Genomic DNA, 23,764 nt, shown 5'->3' with positions numbered 1-23,764 from the left:
ATCAGATTCCTGTACGTCCTGCCGGGTAGGTGAACACTATTACCGCACCCTTTGTATTTGTGGCGTGAACATGTGGCATTTCATGGTGAGCTGGTTGATCATCTCCGACCAAGTCAGGATGCCCATCTGGATGATCGAACACTTCTGGTACCCCACCTTCACCCCTGCGCCCTAGCGTAGTGATCCCGCGACTTTTCATACAGTTGCAATTCACTCCATGGCTACTTAGGTTGAGATCTTTCATTGGGATCGCCTGCCCACCTCTACCTAACCGCGGTACCTGAGCATGTTGCTGAGCCTTTTTCATCGCAGCCCTACGGCTATTCGTTGCGACAACTTTTTGCAAACCGAGTGGGTCGATCCAACCCGTCGGGTTCGGCACGTAGTAATAGAGGTTTAGCCCACCACTGTAGCCAATCGGGTCCTTGCTGATAAATCGCCCGACCCTTGGATCATAGTATCGATGCCGGTTGTAGTGCAGGCCGGTTTCGTGGTCGTGGTATTGGCCTTGGAAGCGGATCGGGTTGGTCAGGCCGACTTGTTGGGCGAACTCCGAACGGTTTTCCTGTGCTTCGCCCCAGGCTTTGTATTGCGCGCTCCATGCGGTGTGGCCGTTCTGGTCAGTGATTTCCTGCGGGGTGCCCAAGTGGTCGCATTGGTACCAGGCCAGGACGTCGATTGGCAGTGCGACAGGTTTGTAGTTCCAGAGCGGGTCTTCTTTGAAGTTGTAGCGGCCTTCGTAGGTCGGCTGGCTGACGAGGCGGATGGTTTCGTGGCGGATGGCCTGGGCCACTGGCACGAAAGTGCCGGGTTCGTGGATGTAGTGGACGGTGCGGCCGAGGGCACCTGCGTACGGCGGCGGGCTGCTTTCCCACGCAAGGTTGTCGCCGTCCCAGCCGTACAGGGTGAAGCCGCAGCCGAGTTCGCGCTCTTTTCGCGCGTGTTCGTTTTCGTTCCAGCCGGTGCCGGCTTCGGGACGAGGTCGGTAGTGGGCTTTTGAGAGTTTGTAGAGGCGACGTCCCAATGGGTCGTAGCCGAAGTCGACGGTGAGGCGCGGATCTCGGAAGTGCACCAGACGATCGAAGAGGTCCCAGTGCAGCTCGCTTCGCAATCCATTGGTCCAGCGCTCTGTCTGGTTGCCGCGTTCGTCGTATTCGTAGTGGTTGCCGGCGTAGTCGCGTAGCAGGTTGTCGACGAGTTTGTGGCGGACAGGTTCGGGGTCGAGTGGACGGCGGACGGGTGCTGCGCTGTCGTCGAGCAGGTTACTCGCGGGATCGAAGGCGAAGTGCTCCGTGCCGAGGCGACTCGTGGCGGCGAGCAGGCGGCTGACGGGATCGTATTTATAAGCAAGAGAACCGCGACGGCTGTCGTTGATGTCGGTGAGCTGCCCGGCAGCGTCGTAGGTGTACGCGCGTTTGATGAGTGTGGCTTTGTCGTCGGGACGTCCTAGCAGTTGCTCTTGCAGGCGTCCCGCCGGGTCCCAGCTTTGGGTTTGCAGGAGTTGGTTGCCTTGGTGGCGGGCGACTTCGCGATGCAGATCATCGCGCTCGTAACTGAGGAGTTCGTGCTCGTCCAGTTTCAGCCCCAGCAGATGACCGCTGCCATAGGTCAGCCAACTGACGCGATGGCCGTCAGGACGGATAGTCGCAACGCGGTTATTGAGCTCGTCGTACTCGTGCTGCCAGACGGCAACCAGTGGTTTATCCAGATTCGAGTAATGCTGATGCTCTCGCAGCAGGTTGCCGGCCGGATCGTGAAACCATTGCAACTTGCTGATGGCGTTGGTAGCCATGATCAGATGGCCATTGCCGTCGTAGGCAAAGGTTTCGCTCTGGGATTTCTCTCCAAGCGTGGCGCGGCGTTCGGTCAGGCGGCCCATCGGGTCGAAGGACAGCGCAATGGTGCGTTGGCCGTTGATGACCTCGGCAAGACGCCCGGTTTCGGGATCGTACTGATAGCGAGTCGAGCGCCCATCAAAGCCGCGCTCTTCCAGCAGCCTACCCACCGGGTCGTAGTGAAAGTGAGCGCGGCGTTCGTTTTCGTTTTCCAGCGCCACGAGGCGCCCCAGTTTGTCCCAGCGGTAACGCAAGGTTTGCTCGGCTGCGTCGACGCGTTCGGCGATAAATCCTGCAGCGGTGTAACGCCAGGTGGTGCAGCGTTCCAGGCCGTCGGAGTGGGCGAGCAGCCGACCTTCGGCGTCGCGGCTAAAGCGTTCTTCGGTTTTGTCCGGGTGCTTGATCAGGACAAGCTGACCCGCTTTGTATTCGTACGTGGTCCTGTGCCCGGCCGGGTCAGTGAAGCGAACCATTTGGCCGCGTTCGTCGTACTCCCAAACACTGACCTTGCCCGAGCAGTCGGTGTAGTTAACCAGTTGTCCGGCGTCGTTGTAGGCCAGCGCCTTGGTATTCCCGTTGGCATCCTTGATCGCTGTAGGAAGGCCGAACGAGTTGTAGGCGTATTCGGTGGTGTTCTCTAGCGGATCAGTCGCCTCAACCAGATTGCCGCGAAAGTCGTACTCCCGTGTCCACAAACCGCCCTCGCCATCGCTGATCTTGATCAGGTGGCTTTTATCGTCGTACGCGTAATTCATGACGCTGTGATCAGCGCGGGTGTGCTCGGTCAGATTACTCAGCTTGTCGTAGCGATAGCGGTCTGTACTGCCATCGGTATGGACGTGGCGAATGATGTTTTTTGCAGCATCACGGAAGAACCATTCCGAACGCCCGTCCGCATGGCAAATGCGATAGGTGTAGCCAAGGCTGTCGTAGTAGTGCCGGGTTTCGTGGCCCAAAGCATCCGTGACGTAGGTCAGACGGATGTTTTCGTCCCACGCCAGCCGCGTGTCAAAACTGCCGTCGTCGGCCCATTCGCGAATAGCCTTGGCGTCGGAACCTGTTCCCTGCCATTGCAGGTTCAAACCGCGATTGGTGCGGTCGGTATAACGAGTAATCAGGTGGTTTTGATACTGGTAGTGCCAGGCCGAACCGTTTTCGTCCTGCGCTAAAGTGAGATCGCCAGAAACGTCGTATTGATACGCGCACAGTTGACGTTTGACTTCGCCATCACGTATTTCCCAAAGGCCCGTCAGACGCCCTTGATCATCAATCAAAGTGCCAAGGCGAAGATGGACTTTGTTTACATCTTTCTCCGAGTAAGTCACCAACTCGGAAAGCACCAATCCCCCACCGTGCCGATGCTCGTAATGCAGCATCACCCCAGCGTCGTTGGGCAAAACCTTGTTGATCAGAACAAAACGACCACCCCGTCGAACATAGGTTTCCCTGTGTTCCAGGCCACGCATCAGCACCAACCGGTCCTTGCTGAGGCGAACGACGGTCAGGTTTTCAATGGCGTTGAAGTGAAACAGCTTGACCTTGGGAAGAGGAAATTCATGGCTGCGACCGTCGAAGTCATGGAAAACCAAACCATCACCCACACAATCAAACCGCGTGGTAAACGGCGTGATCCAGCGTGCGCCGATAACGCCCTCATCGTAGGCATCCAGACTGGAGCAATAGGTCCGCGTCCACTCAATCGGAAACGGCCCCGGCAAGCTGAAGTCCGTATGACTAACCGACTCCGAGCCCATCGCAAAGCTGATGCTCTTGATCGTCGACGCGCAGGCGCAATTCTTCTGTTCGTTGGGCCGACCCTTGGCAGGCCTCTCGTGCTGAACAACTTCGAGCTTGCCTTCGCCGGCCCGGCGCTTGGCCTGATTAACCATCCCCGGCTTGATGTTGAAAGACTGCCCATGCCCGTTGCGCGCCCGCCAGGAGACCACTGCACCCGCCAAAGTCTGCAGCAACGCCCCAATCGAGTTCTGGACCCCAGGATCCGCCAGACCATTAATCTGGGTCCGAAGCTCCGAGCCCATGGCACGCAGCGCTTTGGCCTGCCTGCGTACCGGGTCTTTCAGCACCTCAGGCACAAGATGCTCGACGGTGCCGTTGACGATGTGTTGGCCGGCAGCGATGTAAACGTCGGCAACCGCGATGAAGATATTGGAAATCGCGCCTTTGGGATCGTAGTCCCACTGCTGGCGCCCCTCGCTGATCAGCTCCACCGCCTCAAGCAGATTGCCCTCGGCATCGAGATCGCCGTTGATCACGCTCTCCAGGCCCTTGGCGATCTCGTTCAACACGCCTTCGCCCAGTTTCCCCGCAGCGTCGAGAATCCCTGGAAGCTTGCCCTGCGCCTGGGTCACGAAGTCATCAAGCGTGCCAACGATGTCCGCATTGAGATGCCCAATCAGCACCTCAATCAGCGATTCCCCAAGCACCAACTTGCCCGCCTGACGCATCTCCTGACGCACCAGAAACAGCGTCGGCCGCAGGCTCATTCGCGCTGCCGCCATGGTCGGCGGCGTCGGCAAGACGCCAATCAGATTGATGCCCAGACTCACCCAATCCAGCGGATCGCGCGTCTCACTCGTCGCCAGCCGAACGATGTCATTCAGCGCATCAACCAGCGCCATGATGTTGCCCACCACCGGTAGAAAACCGGCAGCGCTCTTGATCCGCCCAAGCGAAACAACCCCGCCGCTGATGTCCTGCAGCCAGGCATCGACATTGGCCGCGCCGGCCCCGACGTCCTCAAGCTGGATCTGATCAAGCGGCACAACCGCCACTTCAGGTTCGCGTTTCTCACCACCAACAGGCAGATTTAAGGGGGTCGCCAAGGATGCTCTCCGTGCTCAAAAACCATCCGAAAAAGCGTGAATGCCAATCCGGGGGCGACGGAGATATCAAGGGCTATGCCAGCTATCAATTAGCCAAACAAAATCAACAGCTTAAGAGAAACAACGGCAGGTTTAAGCGAACGCTCAACCCGAAAACAAAGAACAAGTGCGCAAGAAGTTGCGCACCCCTGTGCAACTTCTTGCGCACTCGTCTGCACACCACGAACGACGTGGCCTCCAACCCATCAATCACCCCACTTCCAACAAACGAGTGCGCAACTTTTTGCGCATTATGGCTAAGAGTCATCCCAAAGCTCTCGGCGCGAGCCCCTCCCCAACCCCTGGCACGGTCAGGAGTCCGAAAATCCCTGATCAGCATCAAGCAGGCGCCATCAGGACGAAGCTGATAGACTGCGCCCCGAAATTACTTAAGAGGAACGCTTCATGGCCACTAACCGCTCCCGTCGTCTGCGCAAAAAACTCTGTGTCGACGAGTTCCAGGAATTGGGCTTCGAACTGAAGCTGGGCTTCAAAGAGGACCTGGATGACGAGGCCATTGATGCTTTCCTCGACGCTTTCCTGACAGAAGCCATGGACGCTAACGGTCTGGACTATGTCGGCGGCGACGACTTTGGCCTGGTCTGCCTGGCCAACCGTGGTTCGGTCAGCGAAGAACAGCGCGCCGCTGTCGAAGCCTGGCTCAAAGGCCGCAGCGAGCTGACTGAAGTTGAAGTCAGCCCTCTGCAGGACGCCTGGTACCCGGAAAAGCCGATCAACGCGGCTGTCTGATTAGCGGGCGGGCCTTCCCGCCGAGCTGATACGGAAAAAGCCATCCCCCGGGATGGCTTTTTTGTGTCCGGGATTCAAGCATTCACTCGCCAGAAAACGTGTCCAGCTATCACTCATCGCACTGCCAGGTGCAAAGCCCAGCCAGACACAGGCAGAGAAATTCACGGTTTAACGTGACTTTAAATGGGCAAGCGCAAAAAATAGCGCGGTTTGACGGCTGTACCCCGGCGCAAGTCACGAAAGCTTGGGGCATAATGCCGCTTTACCGAAACGCCAGTGTCACGCCCTGCTATCGGGCATTTTCTGGCGGTTCGTTCACAGTGCGAGGGAATTCACCCCCTCTTCATCTCCGTGTTTGCTGCAGTAGGGTTTATTGAATGATCAAGTCTTTGCGTCCGCTGTTTATCGCCACCCTGCTCTTGCCCCTCTCATTCTCCATCGCCGCCGCCCCCATCAACACCGCCCTGCCTCCCAAGGTCCAAGAAGCACTCAAAGCCAGCAAGCTGCAGAACGATGCGCTGTCGCTGGTGATGCTACCGGTCAGCGGACCCGGCACCCCGACTGTTTTCAACGCCGATGTGTCGGTCAATCCGGCCTCGACCATGAAGCTGGTGACGACTTACGCCGCGCTGGAAATGCTCGGCCCGACCCATCAGTGGAAAACCGAGTTCTACACCGACGGCACCCTCAGCAATGGCGTTCTGCGCGGCAACCTGTACCTCAAGGGCGGCGGAGATCCCAAGCTGAACATGGAACGCCTGTGGCTGCTGATGCGCGATTTGCGGGCCAACGGCGTGCAGCAAGTGACCGGTGATCTGGTCCTGGATCGCAGCCATTTCGTGCAACCGCAGCTGCCAGTGTTCGACGACGATGGCAACGACAAGAACAAGCCGTTCCTGGTGCGTCCCGACTCCTTGATGGTCAACCTCAAGGCCCTGCGTTTCGTCACCCGCAACGACGGGGGCAAGATTCTGGTCTCGGTGGAGCCGCCCATCGCCGCCATCCACATCAACAATCAGGTCAAGGCGCTGTCCTCCAGCAAATGCACCGGCGACGTGCTGTACAACCCGGTGCCGGAAGCCGATGGCGGGATCACCGTAACCGTATCCGGCCAATTGGGCGACGGCTGCAATTCCCAGACGTATCTGTCGCTGCTCGACCACCCGACCTATACCGCGGGCGCCGTGCGTGCCATCTGGCAGGAACTGGGCGGGACCATTCTCGGCAAGGACCGTCTGGACGTGACGCCCGGCAGCGCCAAGCTGCTGGCCAGGGCGTTCTCGCCTGATCTGGCGGAGATCATCCGCGATATCAATAAATTCAGTAACAACACCATGGCCCAGCAGCTGTTCCTCAGTCTGGGCGCTGAGTTCCGCAATGAAGCCGACGGTGACGATGCCAAGGCCGCGCAGCGTGTGGTGCGCCAGTGGCTGGCCAAGAAAGGCATCATCGCAACGCACCTGGTGATGGAGAACGGTTCAGGCCTGTCCCGCGCCGAACGGGTCAGCGCGCGGGAGATGGCGCAGATGCTCCAGGCAGCGTGGAACAGCCCGTTTCAAGCCGAATTCATGAGTTCGCTGCCGCTGGCAGGGATGGACGGCACCATGCGCAAACGCCTGAAACGCACGGCCCTGCGCGGTGAAGCCCACATCAAGACCGGCACATTGAACACCGTTCGGGCGATCTCCGGGTTCAGCCGCGACAGCAACGGCAACACCTGGGTCGTCGTGGCAATCCTGAACGACCCCCGTCCGTGGGGTGCGTCTTCCGTACTGGATGAAGTGCTGGTCAGCCTGTACAACCAGCCGAAACTCGCGAGCACGTCGATTTCCCTTCAGCAGTAATCTCCCGCGCCGGGCTGTGCGAAGTCGTTCGACGACCGACGCACAGCCCGGCCGCAACCTTCCTGCCCGCCCGCCCTGCCCCAACTCCGGCAAACCGAGCATCTGCTTGCGCAGGCCCGCCGGATGCGCCGCTGCCAGGCTCCGCTTGCTGACGCCAATGTCATGCACCTGGACGGGCACTACCGCTATGCTCAGTGCTCAGCCCATCACAGGATTCGCGCTGCCAATGAAGACGTCCAGAACCCAGCCCCTCCGCCACGCCCTTCTCCTGTCCGGATTGCTCGGCGCACTGCTGTCGGCAGCGCTGCCCGCCCACGCCGAAGACGGCAAACCCACCCGCGTGCGCGGCGCCATCACTGCGGTCGAAGGCGATTCGCTGAAAATCCACAGCAATCGCGGAGAGGACCTGCAGGTTGCGTTGACCCCTGATACACAGATTCGTGGCGTGACCCTGGCGCAAGTGTCGGAAATCAAACCGGGCAGCTACATCGGCTCCGCGGCGGTGCCGTTGCCGGACGGTTCGCTAAAGGCGCTCGAGGTGCATGTGTTTCCGCCGGCCATGGCAGGCACGGGAGATGGCCATCGGGCTTTTGACCTGACGCCGGACAGCACCATGACCAACGGATCGGTTGGTGATCTGGTCGCCAGCAACGGACGCACCATCACGGTGAATTACAAGGGCGGGCAAAAGAAGATCGTCATCCCTGACGACGTGCCGATCGTCAACCTGGTGCCCGGCGATCGCAGCTTGCTCAAGCCCGGCGTGAAGGTGGTGCTGCAAGCGCAGAAAGGCGCGGGCAACACGCTGACCGCGCTGTCGATTTCTGCCGGGGAAAATGGCGTGACTCCGCCGATGTGAAGCAGGCGATGTCAAAAGCCGAGGTAAAGCGGCCAGGGTGAATCGTCTGTGTTGCTCAAAGCCTGCGCGACGCCGGGACATGATAGAACCGGTCAGCACGCGCAGGTCAGTGAATGCAGGCTCGATTCAGAGGCAGGTTGCGAGCACCGCGCCACGCTGCTCAACCACTTTGGCGCCCGGCTTGGCGTAGAACTTGACGTTGGTCATGCCCGCCTTGCCCGCCACATCAGCGAAATACTCGCCTTCGGTGGTGTAGACCGTGAACGCGCCAGGATCCCCTTTGGCCATGAACACGTCCGCTACATCGCCGAACAGCTGGACGTTGGCCCAAGTGACCTTGATGCACTCGGCAACGGCAACCGCAGGCTTCTGACTGGTGTAAACCTGCGCCGGCCCTGCCGAGCGCGTCTGATTCAAGCTCATGCAGCCAGACAGCATGATCAGTGCCACAGCGCCCGCCCAATGTTTCATGCCAGTCCCACTCATCAAACGTCCCTTTCGGTGAAAAAGGAGCGATGTTACCAGCAACGCCAAGCGAGCCCCATGGGTATCGCGTCTGAGCGGTTAATCATCCAGCCCGGCAGGCGGCGCAGCGGGCGCGACCTTGCCAGGCTTGGCCGGCTTGCCCGACGGCGTTGCGGCCTTCGGCTCGGCGACGGGTGCAGGAGCCGCAGCGGCGGCCGCCTCTTTCTCAGCCATCGGCATCTGGTCGATGGTGCTGAAAATCTCCTTGGGATCGATGGGGCCGTTGTGGATCATTTTCTTCTCACCGTCCTTACCCACCAGGATCACCTGAGCCTGCTTGTCTGTCTGCGCGCCAAGCTTAAGCTCGCGAACCAGCGCCATGGTGGTCTGGGCATCGAGGTCCTTGCCGCCACGCTGACCGACCATGTTAATGATGGTGTAAAGGACCATGTCACGCTTGGCGAAACCCTCCTTGTTGGCGCTCTCGTCCAGACTTTTCTTCAGACTCACCAGCGTCGGATCAACCGAACTCGATGCGATGACGATCAATGGACGGTTCTTGCCGCGCTCCTGAGACAGTGGGCCATCACCGTCGGCAGCCAGCAAGGGGCTCGACAGGGCGAACAAAACGGCAAGGGTCAACGACCGGCTAAACATACACACCTCCTCTGGATTTCCATGCACTGATGATCGCGCATCATGGGAAAAGGTCCAGACGGTAGCGGGAAAAAAAACGGATTTTTTCGCGGCTCGGCATGGTACGTAAGCGTCAAATCGGGCTGAAGCGTCCGGCCATAGGGGCTATGGCTGATTCAGGCAAGGCTGGCATGACTTAAAAGTTTCAGGCAATAAAAAAGGGCGAATCTTTCGATTCGCCCTTTTTTTGTTACCGCCCAGCAGAGCGGATTTGTTTGGTAGGCGCGATTGGACTCGAACCAACGACCCCCACCATGTCAAGGTGGTGCTCTAACCAACTGAGCTACGTGCCTGCTGTGGGTCGGCATTCTACGGATATTCAAATAGCTGTCAACGTCTTTTTCGCCCAGTAAGCCTATGAATATGCAAATTATTTCCCCGGCACATCGACACGGACGGCTTGACCTGACACGGCCCCTGTCGATCAGCCAGACCCGGCGGTCAATCCCCTGACACACAGGCTGATCTTCGCCACCCGGCTAGATCGAATGAGCGGTATCCCGCCAATGACGCCCCCACCAACATGCCGCTTGTCGCCGTGATGGCACTTCGGACAAGGTTCAGATGCCGAATGGGGACAAGGAACCAAGACACGGAGATCACCTGATGAACAGATCACTTGCTGCATTCACGCTGGGCTGCGCGCTGTCCTGCACCTCCCTTGCTGCGCTGGCTGGCGCGACATCGCCGGACATGGGTCCGCCGCCTTCGCAGACGGGCATCGATCCGCGCGTACAAGGCAGCGACCCGGCTCGCCAAGGTGCTGATGTGGACGCGCAAAACAAGAAGGGCATCAGCATTGGTGGCGGCACGTCAATGAGCAATGGCACCGGCAACAAAGACGATGCGGATTTGCCCGGTGGCGATACCACGACGGGCGGCGGCAGCAAGGGCTCGGGTTCGTCGAGCGCGGGCGGCGCGGGCGGCTGAAGCATCACCCACGCATGAGCCGTGACACGAGGCATCCAAGGGCGCTTGAACAGCGCCCTTTTCGTGCCTGGTGGTCGTGGAAGGCCATCGTGCTTTGATATAGTGCGTCGCCGCCGCGCCTGAATCAGAGGCGCGGGCCCGGCGGTAATCAACAGTGGAGAGCGGCACCGTGGGCATGAAAAAATCAGCGCTGGAACTCAAGCGTGACCTGAGCGGCATCGCGGCCAATCTGGAAAGCACCGCTGGCGAAATCAGCCGGTTGGCCGAACGTGTCAACGATGTGGACGTAGTCGCCGTGCTGCACTTGATGAATCAGCAGTACAAGGATGCTGACCGGCTGCGCGCCTATGTGGACGAGATCAGGGCGGGCCGCATTACCCGCGCCAAGGGCGAGTGACCGGTCAGCCATAAAGGACCGCACGCCTGACGTCATTCGGATTCGAGCACAAAAAAAGGGTGACCCTCTCGGGCCACCCTTTTTTGTCACCGCCCAGCAGAGCGGATTTGTTTGGTAGGCGCGATTGGACTCGAACCAACGACCCCCACCATGTCAAGGTGGTGCTCTAACCAACTGAGCTACGTGCCTGCTGTGGGGCGGCATTCTACCGAGATCCGCATCGCTGTCAACTTCGATTCAGCCCTAAGCCCATGAATGTCCAAGCTATTTGCGCCGGCACTCTCGAATCGGTCTGAGTAGATGCGCCTGTGCCTCGATGGCCGCTGCCTTGCCAGCGTCTCGTCGACACCGCAAAGCTGCGGCGGTGGCTGGCCGCCCAATTTCATCTCAGGTACGATCCGCCCATTCGTAAAAAATATAAAACAGGGGTTACAGGATGACGAACACGCCATACCCACATTCCTACTACGCTGCTTCCGCCAACCCCGTTCCGGTGCGGCCACGGCTGCAAGGGGACGTCGAAACCGACGTGGTCATCATCGGCGCAGGCTACACCGGCCTTTCGAGCGCGCTATTTCTCCTGGAACACGGCTTCAACGTCACTGTGCTGGAAGCCGCCAAGGTCGGCTTCGGCGCCTCGGGGCGTAATGGCGGGCAAATCGTCAACAGTTACAGCCGCGATATCGACACCATCGAAAAGTCTGTCGGACCGAAGGAAGCGCAACTGCTCGGCCATATGGCCTTCGAGGGCGCGCAGATCATCCGCGACCGCATCGCCAAATACCAGATCCAGTGCGACCTCAAAGACGGCGGTGTCTTCGCGGCGATCACGCCCAAGCAGATGGGCCATCTGGAATCACAAAAACGCCTCTGGGAACGCTACGGCCATACGCAGCTGGAGCTGATGGACCAGCGCCGCATCCGTGAAGTGGTGGCGTGCGACCAGTACATCGGCGGCATGCTCGACATGAGCGGCGGTCACATCCACCCGCTGAACCTGGCGCTGGGCGAAGCGGCGGCGGTCGAGTCACTGGGCGGGGTCATTTACGAACAGTCGGCGGCAACGCGCATCGATCGCGGCGCCAGCCCGGTGGTGCACACCGCCGAGGGCAAGGTTCGGGCGAAGTTCGTCATCGTCGCGGGCAATGCCTATCTGGGCAATCTGGTCCCGGAACTGGCGGCCAAGTCGATGCCCTGCGGCACACAGGTCATCACCACCGAGCCGCTGAGCGAGCAACTGGCAAGCACTTTGCTGCCTCAGGATTACTGCGTCGAGGACTGCAACTACCTGCTCGATTACTACCGGCTGTCTGGCGACAAGCGTCTGATCTTCGGCGGCGGCGTGGTGTACGGCGCGCGCGATCCGGCGAACATCGAAGCCATCATCCGGCCGAAGATGCTCAAAGCCTTTCCGCAACTGAAGGACGTGAAGATCGATTACGCCTGGACCGGAAACTTCCTGCTGACCTTATCGCGGTTGCCGCAGGTGGGCCGGCTGGGGGACAACATCTATTACTCCCAGGGATGCAGCGGCCACGGCGTGACCTACACCCATCTGGCCGGCAAAGTGCTGGCCGAAGCCCTGCGCGGACAGGCGGAACGATTCGACGCCTTCGCCGGCCTGCCCCACTACCCGTTCCCGGGCGGGCAACTCTTGCGCACGCCGCTGACGGCATTGGGTGCCTGGTATTACAGCCTTCGGGACAAGCTGGGGTTCTGAATCAGAGGTGATGAACGGCCAACCGTTAACGGGCGGCCGGATTGTTCAGTGCCTTGACCGCCTCACCCGCCGCCTGTTCTTGCCCGGCCTGGGCCAGATCATTGGCGGCTTTCAGCCAGCGTTCACGGTCGACCGGCACTGGCACCTGACGCGGGCTCTGGATCAGCACGGCCCAGTTGCCGGCGTCGTTCCAGTCCGAGGTAAACGAATCGAAGCTCGTCGTCACCCGCCCTGGCCCGGTATAGATCAGCACCGTGCGCTTGTTCTGATCGAACCCGACCAGCACCCCGTAGCGCTGCTCTTTCCACAACAGGGAGCCGTCCGAAAACCGCACCATGACTGGATACCCCGCCGACACCTGGGCCAGCAGGTCCGGGAGACCATGGTCGACGGGATACACCACAAAGCCGTATTCGCGGGCCAGATTCAGCATGCTGCGGTCGAGCTTGTCTTCGGCGCCCGGCAGTTTCAGCGGCTTTTCCAGCAGGCCCGGCGTGGTCTGGACGCCATGCACGGTTAGCATGCTGGCCAGCGCGAACGGTCCGCTCTGGTAATCCTTGCCCCGGAACGACGGCACCGCGTTGATTTCCACTCGGTCGGGCAGTGCCTTGTACATCGGCGGGTAGCCGGGCTTCCAGTTGTGGGCGTTCGAGCAGCCTGCCAAGACCAGCACGGCGGCAAGCGCCAGCCATTTGCGTCGACTTGCAACGCTATCCAATCGCGTCAATGCCCGCACGTTCTTCACTCACTTGACTGATGGCAACGGATCCCGAGATCCGGCCGGAACGCGGATGATAGAGCCGCCACCGATTGTGGTATAGCCCGAAGCGCTGTCAACGCGAGTGGATAGAACGAATCGGTCATGCAATTCCTACCACCGGTCAATTTTTGGCAACAACAGCGAGACTAGACTGTCGGTAACTAAGAGACGAAGAGAAGAGCCGGAGGAAGCCATGGGCCTCGGAATGACCATTGTGATGTTGATCGCTGCCTGGCTGGCCGTTGCGGCTGCCATGTTGTGGGGGGTGATGCGCATCTCGCGTCGCCATCATCCGCACTATCGGGAAACCGAAGCCGCGAAATCCGTAGAGCGTGCACAACGCAAAATCCGTCCTGTCACGGCGCACTGAGGATGTGACGACGTGAATGCGGAAAGGACAAACGAAAACGGTCGGTAATGGCATCCCATTCCCGACCGTTTTTTATTGCCCTGCTTATTACGGCCCCGCCCTCGATAGCCAGGCAAAGCCGTCCAGGCGTCAGACCTTCTGAGCTTGGGCTTCGGCGTCCAGGCGGCGCTGGCGGGATCGACGAACCAGCATGTTCAGCACTTCAATCAGGGCCGAGAACGCCATCGCGGTGTACACGTAGCCTTTCGGAACGTGGGCGCCAAAGCCTTCGGCGATCAGCGTCATGCCGATCATGATCAGGAAGCCCAGCGCCAGCATGACCACGGTCGGGTTGTCGTTGATGAACTTGGCGAGGGGCTCCGACGCCACCAGCATCACAACCACGGCGGCGATCACGGCGATCACCATGATCGGCAAGTGCTCGGTCATGCCAACGGCGGTGACGATACTGTCGATGGAAAACACCAGGTCAAGCATCAGGATCTGACCGATCGCGGCAGCCATGCCCAGCGTGACGGCGCTGGAAGCGGCTTTTTCGGCTTCGCTCTTTATGTCGACGCTGTGGTGGATCTCGGTGGTTGCCTTCCAGACCAGGAAGAGGCCACCGGCGATCAGGATCATGTCCTTCCAGGAGAAGGTCTGCCCGAACACTTCGACCACAGGCGCGGTCAGCTGGACAATCCAGGCCACGGTGGTCAGCAGGCCCAGGCGCAGGATCAACGCCATGCTGATACCGATCCGGCGCGCCTTGGTACGCTGATGAACCGGCAGCTTGTTGGTGAGAATCGAGATAAAAATGAGGTTGTCGATACCGAGCACGATTTCCATGACGACCAGTGTCGCCAGAGCGATCCATGCCGTTGGGCTTGCAGCCAGTTCCAGAAGATATTCCATATAGCGAGTGTCCAGGATCAGTTCAGGGGATAGGGCAGCATTCTAGGGACGGAAACACTTCAGCAAAATTCGTATTTTTCAGGCGTATACTTCGGTTTTTCCGAAGTGACAGCGCCCATGCTCAATTACCGACAGCTGCACTATTTCTGGGTCGTGGCCAAGACCGGCAGTATTGTCCGCGCCTGCGAGCAATTGAACCTCACGCCCCAGACCATCAGCGGGCAGATCAGCCTGCTGGAGCAGACCTACGGCGTCGAGCTGTTCAAGCGCGTGGGCCGTCAACTGGAGCTGACCGAAACCGGTCGCGTTGCCCTGCCCTATGCCGAACAGATGTTCCAGCTGGGTGGGGAACTCGAAGCCGTTCTGAGCGCCCAGCCCGACGAGCAGCAAATCCTCTTTCGCGTCGGCGTCGCCGATGTCGTGCCCAAGTCCATCGTCTATCGCCTCATCGCGCCGAGCATGGCGCTCAACGAACTCGTGCGCATCAGTTGCCGGGAAGACCAGCTCGAACGCTTGCTGGCGGACCTCGCGATTCAGCGCCTGGACCTGGTCATTTCCGACAGCCCCATGCCTTCTCATCTGGACATTAAAGGCTATAGCCAGAAGCTCGGCGAATGCGGCGTGAGTTTTTTCGCTACCCGCGCCCTCGCCGCCCTGTACGGCAAGCACTTCCCCCACGGCATGCAAGGCGCGCCGCTGCTGGTTCCGGGCCAGCAAACGGTGGTGCGCAGCCGGCTGATGCGCTGGTTCGCCGAGCAGAATATCCAGCCGAAGATCGTCGGCGAGTTCGACGACAGCGCCCTGATGAAGGCCTTCGGCAAGTCCGGCAGCGGGATTTTCATTGCGCCGAGCGTGATCGCCGATGAGGTGATCGAGCAATATGACGTCGAGCTGATCGGTCACACCGACGCCGTGACCGAGTCGTTCTACGCGATCTCGGTGGAGCGCAAGGTCAAGCATCCCGGCATTGTGGCGATCACTGAAGGCGCACGCCGCCAGTTGTTCCCGGACTAGGCGTCGCAGGTCGCCGGGTTTGGGCGGACTGTCATCAGCAGCAAGGCCAGCAGAATCGACAGCAGGATGATGCCGGCCGCCGCGAAGCCCAGGCTGCCGAGGCCCAGGTGATCGATCACCCGTCCGCCGATGATCGCGCCAATGCCGATGCCCAGGTTGGCCCCCGCGATGTTCAACGAGGCGGCGAAGGCCGGGGCCTGTGGGGCGGCTTTCATCAGCCGCACATGGCTGACCAGAAACAGCGCCGCCTGGGTCGCGCCCCACACGGCCAGCGCCAGGGCCAGCGCAGGCAGCGAATGCATGCTCGGCACCACCATGACCATGCCGCCGATCATGAAGGTGCAGAAGGTCAGGCTGGCGATCAGCGGATGGCGGTCCACCAGGCGCCCGCCCAGGGAATTACCCAGCAAGCCCACCGCGCCGAAGCCCATCAGGCACCAGCCGACCACGGTGCCGTTGAACCCGGCGAGTCGCTCGAGCATGTCCGCGAGGTAGGTGTACGCGGTGAACATGCCGCTGAAAACCAGCACCGACAGCAGCACGTGGCCTTGCATCAAAGGACTGCGCAGAATCCGGAACTGGCTGCGGAAGGAGGCCTGATCCTTGTGCACGCTGCGGGGCAGGTAAATGAACAGCAGCAACGCCTTGGCGAACGCCATCACCGCGAGGACGGTGAAGGCGCTGCGCCAGCCGATGGCGTCCGAGATCAAGGTGCCGACGGGGATGCCGAACACCGTGGCGCAGACGATGCCGAAGCCGATCTTGGCAATCGCGCGCCCGGCATGCTTTGGTCCGACGATGTCCACGGCGGTTTCGCTGGCCAGGGCCCAGAACACCGGCAGCCCGAGGGCCGGGATCAGCCGCGCGGCGGCCATCACCCAGATGTTGGGGGCCAGCGCTGCAACAACGTTTGAGACGCCAAACATGATCAGCACCGAAATGAACAGGCGCTTGCGCTCGAAGCGCGAGAAATACGCGGTCAGGAACGGCCCGAAGCAGGCCACCGTAAAGGCGAACAGCGTGACCAGCAAGCCGGCCTGGGGGATGGTGACGGCCAGGTCGCGGGCGATCGCGGGCAGCAGACCGACGATGACGAACTCTGTGGTCAGCACGGTAAAGCCGGCGGCCGACAGCAGGTAGATGGGGAAGAACATGAAATCTCCAGAACGACAAAACGACCAGTCCTTGCGGAGCGGTCGATCGGATGTGGCGTGAATCAGGATGCGGAGGGTATCAGAGCCGTGGGTCTGGCTCGCAGACGCCGGACGAAACACGTGTCGCTGCCCGGTTAGCGCCGGGCAGCGATGCAATCAGGCCGTGATCGCGTCAGGCAGTCTGGCCGATCAGTAAGCGCCCATGTAGTCGCGCTTGCCGACTTCCACGCCGTTGTGGCGCAGCAGGTCATAAGCGGTGGTGACGTGGAAGAAGAACTGCGGCAGCGAGTAATGCAGCAGGTAGGTCTGGGTGTCCAGACGCTTTTCTTTTTCGGTGCCAGGGCGCAGCACGATTTCGCGCGCTTCGTTGCCATCGACCTGTTCGGCCTTGATCGTGTCGAGAAACGCCAGCACTTTGGTCAGTAGCGCTTGCAGGTCGGCAAAGGTGGTTTCGGTGTCTTCGTACTTCGGCGGCTCAAGACCTGCCAGTCGTGCGCCGGCGCCCTTGGCGAAGTCAACGGCGATTTGCACCTGACGCACCAGCGGGAACATGTCAGGGAACAGACGCGCCTGCAGCAGGGCATCCGGCTGAATGTTTTTTGCAGTGGCGTGGGCTTCGCCTTTGGCCAGCACGGCGCCGAGGGCGGTGAGCATTTGCTTGAAGACAGGAATCGAAGCGGCATAAAGAGAAAGGGTCATGGCAGTTCCTGGGAAATGAGTCGCACGGAGGAGGACGCGAACGCGGCTTGTCTTTTACCTCATCCAGCCCCTACCCTCATAGCCTTTTCAACGCTTGGGGAATGGGTCATGTCTGACGAGCTGGATTCCGAAAACACCGTTGAAGCCTCGGATGCGCTGCAGCTGAGCAGCACCGAAGTGCGCATTCTGGGCTGTCTGATCGAGAAGCAGGCCAGCCATCCCGAGACTTACCCCTTGACCCTCAACGCCTTGGTGCTGGCCTGTAACCAGAAGACCAGTCGCGAGCCGGTGATGAACCTGACGCCCGGCCAGGTCGGCCAAAGCCTGCGCGCGCTGGAAAGCCTGCAACTGACGCGCCTGGTCATGGGCAGCCGGGCGGACCGCTGGGAACAGCGCGTCGACAAAACGCTGGAGCTGGTGCCGGCGCAACTCATCCTCACCGGCCTGCTGTTGCTGCGTGGCCCGCAAACCGTCAACGAGCTGCTGACCCGCAGCAACCGCATGCACGACTTCGAAGACGCCGACGCGGTGGTGCATCAGCTTGACCGGCTCATAGGCCGTGGGCTGGCGGTATTGATCCCGAAACAGGCAGGCCAGCGCGAAGACCGCTACCTGCACGCACTGGGCGATCCGGCTGACAGGGAGACAATCCTCGCCGCCCGGGCACACCCGACCGAGCGCAGCAGTTCAGGCAGCCCGGGCAGTTCGGCGCTGGCCGAGCGCGTCGAAACCCTCGAAGCCCGTATCGCTGCGCTGGAAGAACGGCTGGCGTTGCTGGAGGGGTAAGCGCGCTAGCCCCGCGCGAACGCGGCGGCTGCCTGATACTGCTCCTCGGTTGGCGTCACACCGGTGTAAAGAATGAACTGCTCCAGGGCCTGGATTGCCGCAACCTGGTCCCCGGTGATCAGGCGTTTGTCGAGCCGCTCGGCCTCGATGATGAACGGCGTGCGCGCCGGCGTGGCGACGACGTCAAACGCTGTGTCGGCGTGTTCGAGGGCGGATACCTCAAAAGCCAGCGCCTCGGCCTGATCACCGGCCATACCCAGCGGGGTGACGTTCACCAACAGAGGCGGGCGTTCACTGCCCAGTTCGGCTTGCCACGCAAAGCCGCACGTCTGCGCGAGCGCCCTGCCCGCCTGCTCGTTGCGCGCCACGATCAGCCCGTCGGTGAAACCGGCGTCGCGCAGGGCGCAGGCGACGGCCTTGGCCATGCCGCCACTGCCACGCAGCGCAAATCGCGTGCGCGGCACTTCATGGGTGTCCACCAGTTGAGCGATGGCAATGTAATCGGTGTTGTACGCTTTCAAGTGGCCATCGGTATTAACGATGGTGTTGATGGATTGAATGGCGGCGGCGGACGCGTCCAGTTCATCGACCAGCTCAAGAGACGCTTCTTTGAAAGGCATCGACACGCCGCACCCGCGAATGCCCAATGAACGCATGCCGGCGATGGCGGCGGACAGGTCGGTCGGCGAGAAAGCCTTGTAATAGAAGTTCAAGCCCAACTCTTGATAGAGGTGGTTATGGAAGCGCACGCCGAAGTTGCCCGGACGTCCGGCCAGTGACATGCACAACCGCGTTTCCTTACTGGCAGTGACCAACATGAAATCTCCCGAGTGGTATTAGAAGACGCCTGGGGAAAGGCGTAGAATCGCAACGCTTCGCCGGAATGGGCACAGCTGTTGTTATTAAAGTTGTCGAATACCTTACACAAAATTTACGCAACGGCCTCGCAGATATTTCCTGAACCGTTGTCTGAGAAGTTATCCCGTGGCAGTGCCTGAGCGTAACGCAGGCTCGCGACAACGGGACTGAACACCGAGGAACAGTCATGATTCGTCAGATCCCCAAAGTTGCCCTGTTGTTAGGCGCCCTCGCCCTGGCAGGCCAGGCTGAAGCCCATGGCGGCGGCCCGGGCTGGGGTGGAGCAGCCGTGATCGGCGCGGTCGTCGGCGGTGTCGTCGGCGCGGCAGTGGCGTCCGGTCCGGTCTATGCGTCGCCCGCTCCTGTGTACTACTCGGCCCCGGCGCCGGTTTATTACGCGCCACCGCCACCGCCGCCGGTTTACTACCAGCCGGCTTATGTCGTTGAACGCCCGGTCGTCTACGCCCCGCGTTACTACGGCCCGCCACGTTATTACGGCCCACCACCGGGCTACTACCACGGTGGCGGTCGCTGGTAACAGCGGCTTTCCCGGCCGGAAGGCTGCCGATTCAGGGTCGCAGCCCTCACCCCATACTGACCCCGCCTCCTCGGCGGGGTTTTTGTTTGCGCAGCATTTATGCCGGACCGCAGCCCGGTTTTGCGCACGTGCGCCCATCAGTGCCCCTACCCGCTCATCAATGACGACTATCGAGCGCGTTGATTTCTGGATCAACCGGTCGCGCCGTACAGTGGCGCCATAGATTGATGGAGGCCCCTATGACCAAGGTACAAATCATGTCGGTTGTCGGCAGCGCAGTACCCGCCCAGCTTCGTGAGCGCGGTCTGCTGGCGTGCTGGTACTTGATGCACGATGGCGAACCCGTCAGCGGCCCTTTGCCTTCACTGCCGGCCGCGCAAGCGCTGTCGCAGCAGCTTGAACACCCCCCGCTCAACAGCTGAAACCCTGTTCCCTTATCCCTGCGAATCGTGCGTTGCTCCGCACACCCCTTTAGCCTGCCTCTTTAATGACGCGGGCTTTTTTTTGCGCGCCGATCCGGTTTTGATGCGCGGCCATGACCGTCAGGCGCGCCATAAACAGCAATTCGACCCTTTTAAATACAGGCTTTTTGGATCCGCCAACTGAACCTGAGCTATACAACAGCGGTTTATTAACGAAACCCCGCGCCAGCCCATCGACAACTTCAGAAACTTGCTCCTAAAATGCGCCGAACGTGTTGTCGTCCTTGAAGAAAGTCCGACGTTCCACGCTATTTCCATCATTAAGTGAGCGTTGCTCTTGAAAATCCGCCCAACCGTCATCGGCCTATTATTTGCACTTACAGGCTGCGCACTTTCCACCGTCACACTGGCCAAAGAATCACCGACCTTCAATCGCGATCCGGCCAATCTGCATCTGGCTTCCGGCAGCGCCATGATTACCGACCTGCAAACGGGTCAGGTGCTATATGCGAGCAACCCCGACATCGTCGTGCCGATCGCCTCGGTGACCAAGCTGATGACCGCGATGGTCACCCTCGACGCCAAGCTGCCCATGGACGAGATGATCAAGGTCGACATCTCCCAGACCGCCGAAATGAAAGGCGTGTTCTCCCGGGTCAAGCTGGGCAGTGAGCTGAACCGCCACGACATGATGCTGATCACCCTGATGTCGTCGGAAAACCGCGCCGCGGCGAGCCTGGCCCACAGCTACCCGGGCGGCTACCCGGCCTTCATCCGGGCGATGAATGCCAAGGCCAAGGCGCTCGGCATGAACCACACCGTGTACATGGAGCCCACCGGCCTGTCGGTCTACAACGTTTCCACCGCGCGGGATCTGACCAAGCTGGCCCTCGCCGCACGTAATTACCCGATGCTGCGCGAGCTGAGCACCACGCCTGAAAAAACAGTGACCTTCCGCAAGCCGAATTACATCCTCGGCTTCAGCAACACCGACCACCTGGTGCGTAAATCCAACTGGGACATCAAGCTGACCAAGACAGGCTTCACCAACCAGGCCGGCCACTGCCTGGTGCTGTTGACCAGCATGGCCAATCGTCCTGTGTCGGTGGTGATTCTCGATGCCTTCGGCAAATACACCCACTTCGCCGATGCCAGCCGCATGCGCTTGTGGATGGAGACCGGCAAAAGCGGTCCGGCGCCGGAAGTCGCCCTGCAGTACAAGAAAGAAAAGAATCAGGTGCTGAGGCAGAAAGGTTTGCAGGCGTCGGAATAACACCTCCCGCCACGTTCAGTGGGAACCCGCCGGGCTCCCACTGATCACTGACTCGCCCGCGCCATGCGCTTGAGTATCACCACCATCCCCACGCCCAGCCCGGCCATGCCGACCAGCAACGCCGGATAACTGACCCACCACGGGACGGGCGTGGTCATCATGCTGAATTCCGACATCCCGCCAATCCCCGCCACCAGATTCAATGGCAAGAACACCACATTGATCAACGTCAGCTTGCGAAACAGATTGTTGGTGTTGTTGTTGACCAGATTGCCCCGCGCGTCCATCAGGCTGGCGAACACCGTGGAATAGATGTTCGCCTGTTTATGGCACTGCTCGTTCTCGATGATCATGTCTTCGATCAGCGCCAGGCTGTCGCCGGAAAACTGATGTTTGTGCGCATGATTGCGCAGGCGCGTCAGCACCGAGCCGTTGCTGTCGATGGCGTTGATGTAATAGACCAGGCTTTCGCTCAGGTTGAACATCTGCACCAGATGGCGGCTGTCCATCGAGGCATTGAACTGCTGTTGCAGTTCCCGTGCGATCATCTTGATCACCTTGAGGTGACCCAGATAATGATGGATGTTGTGGAACAACACCTCCAGCAACACGTCCAGCAGCGTGTGCATCGGCCGGTGCTGTCCCAGGTCGCCGAACTGTCGCTCGTCCGCGCAGATCAGCACCATGTGATGGGGGCTGAGCAGCACCCCGAACGATGACACGTCGAAGGAAAAGGTGTCCTTGCCCGAATAGTTTTCCGGGCGCTTCCAGATCATGAACAGCGCGTCCGGGTGAAATTCGATGCGCGACACCTCGTCGGGGTCGAGCGCCGAGGCCAGGGCGTGGTCGTCCAGATTGAAGCGCTCCAGCAGCAGGGTCTTTTCCGCTGCGTCCGGATCGCTGAACCACAGCACACTCGCATCGGCTTCGGCGCATTCCCGTAACCGGCCCGCCTCAAGGCGGTGACCCTTGACCACCGCCCTAACCCGCCAGACCGCGACGTTTGATGTCGAGCCGGCGAATGAACTCCTCCAGCACCAGCGCGTACAAGTCGTCCTGCAGCCAGGCGTCTTCGATGCCGGCGTCGAGGTTGGGGTTGTCGTTGACTTCGATCACCACCACGCGGTCGCCGGATTGCTTCAAGTCGACGCCATACAGCCCGTCGCCAATCAGGTTGGCCGTCTTCACCGCCAGGTCCACCACGGCGCGCGGCGCATCATGAACGGCCAGGGTGCGGCACTCGCCGTTGATCTCCGCGTCGATGGCCTTGTGGTTGTAAATCTGCCAGTGCCCCTTGGACATGAAGTACTGACAGGCGAACACTGGCTTGCGATTGAGCACGCCAATGCGCCAGTCATATTCGGTGTAGAGGTATTCCTGGGCCAGCAGCAGCACCGAGTGCTCGAACAGCTCCCGCGCCGCATCCTGCAACTGCTTCGCGTCCTGCACTTTGATCACGCCCTTGGAAAAGCAGCCGTCGGGTATTTTCAGCACCAAGGGAAAGCCCAGTCGTGCCGCGACGTGCTCCAAATCATCCGGTCGCTCCTTGTAGAGGATTTCCGTGGCCGGCATGCCCAGCTTGTGGCTCTTGAGCAGGTCGGTCAGGTAGACCTTGTTGGTGCAGCGCAGGATTGACGCCGGGTCATCCATCACCACCAGCCCTTCGCTCTCGGCCTTCTTGGCGAAGCGGTAGGTGTGGTTGTCGACGCTGGTGGTCTCGCGGATCAGCAGCGCGTCGTATTCAGCCAGCCGTGAGTAGTCCTTCTTCTCGATCAGCTCGACGTCCACGCCCAGTTGCTGGCCGACGCGGATGAAGTTGTCCAGCGCCTTGGGGTTGGACGGCGGCAGCGCTTCCTGCGGGTCGTGCAGAATCGCCAGGTCGTAGCGATAGGTGCGACGTGACCGGGGCTGGCGCCAGATCTTGCGGCTGAAACTGTCCAGGGACTGGGCGAACTGGTCCTGCTGATGATCGCGCAGGCGGGTCAAGGCGCCGGTCTTGATGCCGACGATGTGCCAGTTGTCGCGCTTGCGAAACTCCACCAGCAGGATCGGCGCCGGAAACGCCTCGAACAGCTGACGGGCCATATCCTGCAACGGCGCGAGATCGGTCTGACCGAAATACAGGCTCAGGGTGAAGCCTTCGGTTTCGTCGTACGGATGGTCACGCAGCGCGTGTTCGAGGCGCTTGTCGAGGTCATCCAGCGCCAGGCCGTAGAGGGATTTGCGGGTCAGCTCGCTGATGGTTTTCACCGATGGAATCACGTGGTGACCCCGGGCTTCGGCCAGCAGCGAGCAGTAATAACCGTGGCCGAGGTAGCGATAACTGCGGCACAGGTTAATCACCTGCACCCGCTGACTGGCATTGTTCTGAGGCGGGTTTTCAAGATAGTCCTGGGCGCTGATCAAGTGTTCGCTGGGCAAGTAAGACGACCAGTCTTCGAGCCGCTCCACCACAATCAACAGTTGGCTTCGGGTTGAAACAGGTTTCAGCGGATTGACATTTAAAGTTGCCGAACGCTGAGGTTGTGCTGATACTTCGTCGGTCTTCACCGGCACCGCATTCATGAGTTGATCCTTCGGGAAACAGTCCTTTCTATAAAACATGGCTTTGTAGAAAT

General features: G+C 60.3%; 22 protein-coding genes and 2 tRNA genes. 12 read left to right on the top strand and 12 right to left on the bottom strand.

What is annotated here, in order from left to right; genetic code table 11:
- Position 1: 1 nt before the first annotated feature.
- The gene (locus SLW75_RS07880) at positions 2-4,678 is read right to left on the bottom strand and encodes an RHS repeat-associated core domain-containing protein (RefSeq protein ID WP_410934095.1); all 4,677 of its coding nucleotides are present in this window, start codon (positions 4,676-4,678) and stop codon (positions 2-4) included.
- 444 nt (positions 4,679-5,122) lie between these two features.
- Here SLW75_RS07880 and SLW75_RS07875 point away from each other — a divergent pair, with 444 nt between their 5' ends.
- The 3 genes from SLW75_RS07875 (at position 5,123) to SLW75_RS07865 (ending at position 8,170) form a co-directional block, all read left to right on the top strand.
- Positions 5,123-5,467 (top strand): YggL family protein, encoded by a 345-nt coding sequence (locus SLW75_RS07875; protein WP_065988787.1) that lies wholly within the window; start codon positions 5,123-5,125, stop codon positions 5,465-5,467.
- Positions 5,468-5,844: 377 nt separating this feature from the next.
- Entirely contained in the window at positions 5,845-7,311 is a 1,467-nt protein-coding gene (gene dacB, locus SLW75_RS07870) for a D-alanyl-D-alanine carboxypeptidase/D-alanyl-D-alanine-endopeptidase (protein ID WP_065988786.1), read from the top strand.
- 226 nt (positions 7,312-7,537) lie between these two features.
- Positions 7,538-8,170 (top strand): DUF5666 domain-containing protein, encoded by a 633-nt coding sequence (locus SLW75_RS07865; protein ID WP_410934094.1) that lies wholly within the window; start codon positions 7,538-7,540, stop codon positions 8,168-8,170.
- 126 nt (positions 8,171-8,296) lie between these two features.
- Here SLW75_RS07865 and SLW75_RS07860 read toward each other — a convergent pair whose 3' ends face one another.
- From SLW75_RS07860 to SLW75_RS07850, 3 genes are all read right to left on the bottom strand, one after another.
- Positions 8,297-8,641 (bottom strand): 2-oxoacid ferredoxin oxidoreductase, encoded by a 345-nt coding sequence (locus SLW75_RS07860; RefSeq protein WP_410928857.1) that lies wholly within the window; start codon positions 8,639-8,641, stop codon positions 8,297-8,299.
- 93 nt (positions 8,642-8,734) lie between these two features.
- Positions 8,735-9,292, bottom strand: coding sequence for a DUF4174 domain-containing protein (locus tag SLW75_RS07855; RefSeq protein ID WP_410934093.1), 558 nt, complete (start codon positions 9,290-9,292; stop codon positions 8,735-8,737).
- Positions 9,293-9,547: 255 nt separating this feature from the next.
- Positions 9,548-9,624: transfer RNA gene (locus tag SLW75_RS07850), tRNA-Val, on the bottom strand.
- A 313-nt stretch (positions 9,625-9,937) separates the two neighbouring features.
- Between SLW75_RS07850 and SLW75_RS07845 the strand changes: the two genes are divergently transcribed.
- Together SLW75_RS07845 and SLW75_RS07840 are read left to right on the top strand one after the other, a co-directional pair.
- Positions 9,938-10,261: a hypothetical protein gene (locus SLW75_RS07845; RefSeq protein ID WP_065988781.1), complete on the top strand. Its 324-nt coding sequence runs from the start codon at positions 9,938-9,940 to the stop codon at positions 10,259-10,261.
- Between the two features lie 175 nt (positions 10,262-10,436).
- Complete coding sequence (locus SLW75_RS07840; protein ID WP_244160351.1) at positions 10,437-10,658, top strand: hypothetical protein; 222 nt, start codon at positions 10,437-10,439, stop codon at positions 10,656-10,658.
- 112 nt (positions 10,659-10,770) lie between these two features.
- Here SLW75_RS07840 and SLW75_RS07835 read toward each other — a convergent pair.
- Positions 10,771-10,847, bottom strand: a tRNA-Val gene (locus SLW75_RS07835).
- Between the two features lie 247 nt (positions 10,848-11,094).
- On the opposite strand from SLW75_RS07835, the gene SLW75_RS07830 reads away from it, so the two are divergent.
- Complete coding sequence (locus SLW75_RS07830; RefSeq protein ID WP_369319981.1) at positions 11,095-12,378, top strand: NAD(P)/FAD-dependent oxidoreductase; 1,284 nt, start codon at positions 11,095-11,097, stop codon at positions 12,376-12,378.
- A 25-nt stretch (positions 12,379-12,403) separates the two neighbouring features.
- On the opposite strand, the gene SLW75_RS07825 is transcribed toward SLW75_RS07830, so the two are convergent.
- Positions 12,404-13,105, bottom strand: coding sequence for a peptidase C39 family protein (locus SLW75_RS07825; protein WP_244160350.1), 702 nt, complete (start codon positions 13,103-13,105; stop codon positions 12,404-12,406).
- 226 nt (positions 13,106-13,331) lie between these two features.
- On the opposite strand from SLW75_RS07825, the gene SLW75_RS07820 reads away from it, so the two are divergent.
- Positions 13,332-13,508, top strand: coding sequence for a hypothetical protein (locus SLW75_RS07820; RefSeq protein ID WP_410934092.1), 177 nt, complete (start codon positions 13,332-13,334; stop codon positions 13,506-13,508).
- Between the two features lie 129 nt (positions 13,509-13,637).
- On the opposite strand, the gene SLW75_RS07815 is transcribed toward SLW75_RS07820, so the two are convergent.
- Positions 13,638-14,402: a TerC family protein gene (locus SLW75_RS07815; RefSeq protein ID WP_065988779.1), complete on the bottom strand. Its 765-nt coding sequence runs from the start codon at positions 14,400-14,402 to the stop codon at positions 13,638-13,640.
- A gap of 117 nt (positions 14,403-14,519) precedes the next feature.
- Here SLW75_RS07815 and nhaR point away from each other — a divergent pair, with 117 nt between their 5' ends.
- Entirely contained in the window at positions 14,520-15,416 is an 897-nt protein-coding gene (nhaR, locus tag SLW75_RS07810) for a transcriptional activator NhaR (RefSeq protein WP_065988778.1), read from the top strand.
- Here nhaR and SLW75_RS07805 read toward each other — a convergent pair.
- Both SLW75_RS07805 and SLW75_RS07800 read right to left on the bottom strand, forming a co-directional pair.
- Positions 15,413-16,570 (bottom strand): MFS transporter, encoded by a 1,158-nt coding sequence (locus SLW75_RS07805; protein WP_410934091.1) that lies wholly within the window; start codon positions 16,568-16,570, stop codon positions 15,413-15,415. The two genes, nhaR and SLW75_RS07805, sit on opposite strands and share 4 nt — an antisense overlap.
- 189 nt (positions 16,571-16,759) lie before the next feature.
- On the bottom strand, positions 16,760-17,269 hold the full coding sequence (locus SLW75_RS07800; protein ID WP_065988776.1) for a DUF1993 family protein: 510 nt from the start codon (positions 17,267-17,269) through the stop codon (positions 16,760-16,762).
- Positions 17,270-17,377: 108 nt separating this feature from the next.
- Here SLW75_RS07800 and SLW75_RS07795 point away from each other — a divergent pair, with 108 nt between their 5' ends.
- Positions 17,378-18,055: a YceH family protein gene (locus SLW75_RS07795; protein WP_410934090.1), complete on the top strand. Its 678-nt coding sequence runs from the start codon at positions 17,378-17,380 to the stop codon at positions 18,053-18,055.
- A gap of 5 nt (positions 18,056-18,060) precedes the next feature.
- Here the strand turns inward: SLW75_RS07795 and SLW75_RS07790 are convergent, their stop codons facing one another.
- Positions 18,061-18,873: a shikimate 5-dehydrogenase gene (locus tag SLW75_RS07790; RefSeq protein WP_410934089.1), complete on the bottom strand. Its 813-nt coding sequence runs from the start codon at positions 18,871-18,873 to the stop codon at positions 18,061-18,063.
- Positions 18,874-19,100: 227 nt separating this feature from the next.
- Here SLW75_RS07790 and SLW75_RS07785 point away from each other — a divergent pair, with 227 nt between their 5' ends.
- The 3 genes from SLW75_RS07785 to pbpG all read left to right on the top strand — a co-directional run bounded on the left by SLW75_RS07785 (position 19,101) and on the right by pbpG (position 21,146).
- Positions 19,101-19,451 (top strand): hypothetical protein, encoded by a 351-nt coding sequence (locus SLW75_RS07785; protein WP_065988773.1) that lies wholly within the window; start codon positions 19,101-19,103, stop codon positions 19,449-19,451.
- Positions 19,452-19,690: 239 nt separating this feature from the next.
- Positions 19,691-19,873 (top strand): hypothetical protein, encoded by a 183-nt coding sequence (locus SLW75_RS07780; protein ID WP_065988772.1) that lies wholly within the window; start codon positions 19,691-19,693, stop codon positions 19,871-19,873.
- A gap of 337 nt (positions 19,874-20,210) precedes the next feature.
- Positions 20,211-21,146 (top strand): D-alanyl-D-alanine endopeptidase, encoded by a 936-nt coding sequence (gene pbpG / locus SLW75_RS07775; protein WP_065988771.1) that lies wholly within the window; start codon positions 20,211-20,213, stop codon positions 21,144-21,146.
- Positions 21,147-21,190: 44 nt separating this feature from the next.
- Here the strand turns inward: pbpG and SLW75_RS07770 are convergent, their stop codons facing one another.
- Entirely contained in the window at positions 21,191-22,123 is a 933-nt protein-coding gene (locus SLW75_RS07770) for a magnesium transporter CorA family protein (protein ID WP_410934088.1), read from the bottom strand.
- Between the two features lie 4 nt (positions 22,124-22,127).
- On the bottom strand, positions 22,128-23,711 hold the full coding sequence (locus SLW75_RS07765) for a RimK family protein (protein WP_410934087.1): 1,584 nt from the start codon (positions 23,709-23,711) through the stop codon (positions 22,128-22,130).
- Positions 23,712-23,764: the final 53 nt, after the last annotated feature.

It is taken from the genome of Pseudomonas sp. W5-01 (genome assembly GCF_046540435.1).
GTDB classification, from domain to species: domain Bacteria; phylum Pseudomonadota; class Gammaproteobacteria; order Pseudomonadales; family Pseudomonadaceae; genus Aquipseudomonas; species Aquipseudomonas graminis_B.
Note: the sequence above shows the minus strand (reverse complement) of the source record. Positions and strands in the feature narration are given on the sequence as shown.